Below are 2,517 nucleotides of genomic sequence, written 5' to 3'. Positions count from 1 at the left end.
CATCTACTGCTAATATCATATTTAGATTTTTTAATCTTACAACGACTTCAAATATTATAAGGAGGTCTTAAATAAGGATTATCTTTTTTAAACTCATATTCTATTAATTGCTTATTTGATAACTGTAATAGAGATTTTAAATAGTGAGGTAATTCATTGCCATACTGATTATCATAATGTCTTAATACATTAAAATCTTCTAAATTAACATTAAGTATTTTTAAAAAACTATTATTATAAACTATACTTACTGATTTCAAGCTTTCTTTTTCATATTCTTTAACTACTCCAAAAATTACATTACCTCTACATTCATTAATCTGTATTACCTCTTCATCTTCATTATAAATGTATTCTAATCCATTTTTTAAACCATCTATAAATTCTGCTTCACTTTCTATTTTACCTCGCCATTTATTATATATTACTCCCGTATAAGGCTTTGTTAATTCTGGGTCTAAATAGTATGTTACTATCCCATTTACATCATCTTCCACATAAAGCGAGTGGTCTATATCTTCTAATCTCATCATATTTTTTTATATTATTTGTGTCCATGTAGTTGAATTCCATCAGTCAAATATTCACAGTTCTCACATCTTGGTTTAAGGGGAGGAATTCCATTATTTTTATCAATTACTCTTGGTTGTATATCTCTATTACTTAAACTCATTTCTTTAATAGAATTTCTATCTACATGTATTCCTGCTTCTCTTCTTGCCTTAAGAGCTTGGTCAAAGGCACTTAATTCTGAGTGTGCTGCTAATCTAGGATCTGTCCCTTCTTTCAATATTATTTCACTATTAGCTATTTTAGCATCATACTTATTTGCTAATTACTTAATAATGATACTTACTTTACTGTACTACAAATCAATAACCATTCTTTGTAATCAACAACTAACTGTTCAGAATACGAACACATTTGAACAGTTTAAAGCAAAAAGAGACTCAGTTATAATCTGAATCTCTTTTTTTATTATTCACAATATTTCTCTTCTATTCCTCCTTCTAAAGCACATTCTAAAATTATCTGAAAGAATAACTCATCGTCTGTTGTTTCTAATAACACTTCATCAAAGTTATCTCTTGGTCGAAAGCTAAATACTTTTGTCTCTATTTCTTGTACGAATAAGTAAAGGTCACTATCCGCATAAAAGATAAACTTTGCAAAATCTTCATTAGTGTGCCAATTAAAGTTGGAATCTATGATTCCGCTTAAAAAAACATCATCATATCCAATTATTAGAGCTGTTTCTGAGCCATACAAGAATACCCCATTTTCATTAAACCCATTGGTTATTTGTAAAATATTCTTGTAGATTTCGGATAAATTAACACTAAATTGTTCGGTAAACAGTTTATCTAATTCACCTAGCTGTTTATTAGATACTGATGGTTGAATAACTTCATTATATTTATTTTTAACCTTTACAAGATCATTAATTAGTTCATTAATTTTTTTCATACTATTTTATTTTAAGGATAGATATTTCCTTCCATTGTATACCAAGTGACTGTTTTACTTTCACCTGCTTTCATTCCTTTTGTCACTTTTTTTTGATAGTTTGTTAATGCCTGATGATATGGATCGTTTTTGATTAATACTAAATTACTAAAATCGTTAGTTCCTCCATCATCTAAAGGGAGTTTATGATGTACTTCTCTTTTGTTGTTACACAGGGCTTAGATATTCAGATGCTTATAATCTTACCAAACAAGACATCAACAATGATGTCATTGAGTTTGTAACCAAAAAAACAAACGATCTTCTACGAGTGGAACTAAATAAACACAGTCGAACTATTTTAGATAAATATAAAGATGTACCTTTTGAAGATGATAAAGCGTTGCCTGTTATTTCTAATCAGAAGATGAATGACTATGTTAAGACACTTGGTCAAGAAGCTGGAATAGATGAACCTATTAGAGAAACATATTATCAGGGAAATAAGCGAATTGATGAAGTAAAACCTAAACACGAGCATCTTAGTACTCACGTAGGAAGAAGAACCTTTATATGTACTGCTTTATCTTTGGGAATACCTGTACAAGTAGTGATGAAATGGACAGGACATTCTGATTATAAATCTATGAAAAACTCTCCATTAAAGTGAGGGATTAGATATCCCAAGAGGGGTATATAGACACAAAGAAAACAGATAAGCTACGCTTATCCTTGTTTTTTTATTTTCAAAAAGCACCCACAAAGCGAGCTTTGGAAAAAAGAAAGAGGGATTATAGATCCCGTACAAGGGTATATTGACACAAAGAAAACCAATCCCTCATTGCATTCGGCATTGTGCTTTTTTTATTTTCAAAAAGTACCCACAAAGCGAGCTTTGGAAAAAAGAAAGAGGGATTATAGATCCCAAGAGGGGTATATAGACACAAAGAAAACCAATCCCTCATTGCATTCGGTCTTGTGTTTTTTTTATTTCCAAAAAGTACCCACAAAGCGAGCTTTGGAAAAAAGAAAGAGGGATTATAGATCCCAAGAGGGGTATATAGACACAAA

At 30.3% G+C, this 2,517-nt stretch carries 4 protein-coding genes and 1 pseudogene; 1 reads left to right on the top strand and 4 read right to left on the bottom strand.

Annotated elements, in window-relative coordinates:
* Positions 1-47 precede the first annotated feature (47 nt).
* The 4 genes from HX062_RS16040 to HX062_RS16025 all read right to left on the bottom strand — a co-directional run bounded on the left by HX062_RS16040 (position 48) and on the right by HX062_RS16025 (position 1,682).
* Positions 48-533, bottom strand: a complete 486-nt coding sequence (locus HX062_RS16040) for a hypothetical protein (protein WP_286468121.1) — start codon at positions 531-533, stop codon at positions 48-50.
* 11 nt (positions 534-544) lie between these two features.
* A complete protein-coding gene (locus tag HX062_RS16035) occupies positions 545-790 on the bottom strand; it encodes a hypothetical protein (protein WP_286468120.1) in 246 nt (81 codons plus the stop codon).
* Positions 791-978: 188 nt separating this feature from the next.
* Positions 979-1,467 (bottom strand): YrhA family protein, encoded by a 489-nt coding sequence (locus HX062_RS16030; RefSeq protein ID WP_286468119.1) that lies wholly within the window; start codon positions 1,465-1,467, stop codon positions 979-981.
* 11 nt (positions 1,468-1,478) lie between these two features.
* The gene (locus HX062_RS16025) at positions 1,479-1,682 is read right to left on the bottom strand and encodes an HNH endonuclease (RefSeq protein WP_286468122.1); all 204 of its coding nucleotides are present in this window, start codon (positions 1,680-1,682) and stop codon (positions 1,479-1,481) included.
* Between HX062_RS16025 and HX062_RS16020 the strand changes: the two are divergent.
* Positions 1,637-2,116, top strand: a pseudogene (locus tag HX062_RS16020) (site-specific integrase); the annotation flags it as partial. The gene HX062_RS16025 and the pseudogene HX062_RS16020 overlap by 46 nt on opposite strands.
* Between the last annotated feature and the right edge of the window lie 401 nt (positions 2,117-2,517).

The organism is Myroides sp. DF42-4-2 (assembly GCF_030326445.1).
GTDB lineage: Bacteria > Bacteroidota > Bacteroidia > Flavobacteriales > Flavobacteriaceae > Flavobacterium.
Note: the sequence above shows the minus strand (reverse complement) of the source record. Positions and strands in the feature narration are given on the sequence as shown.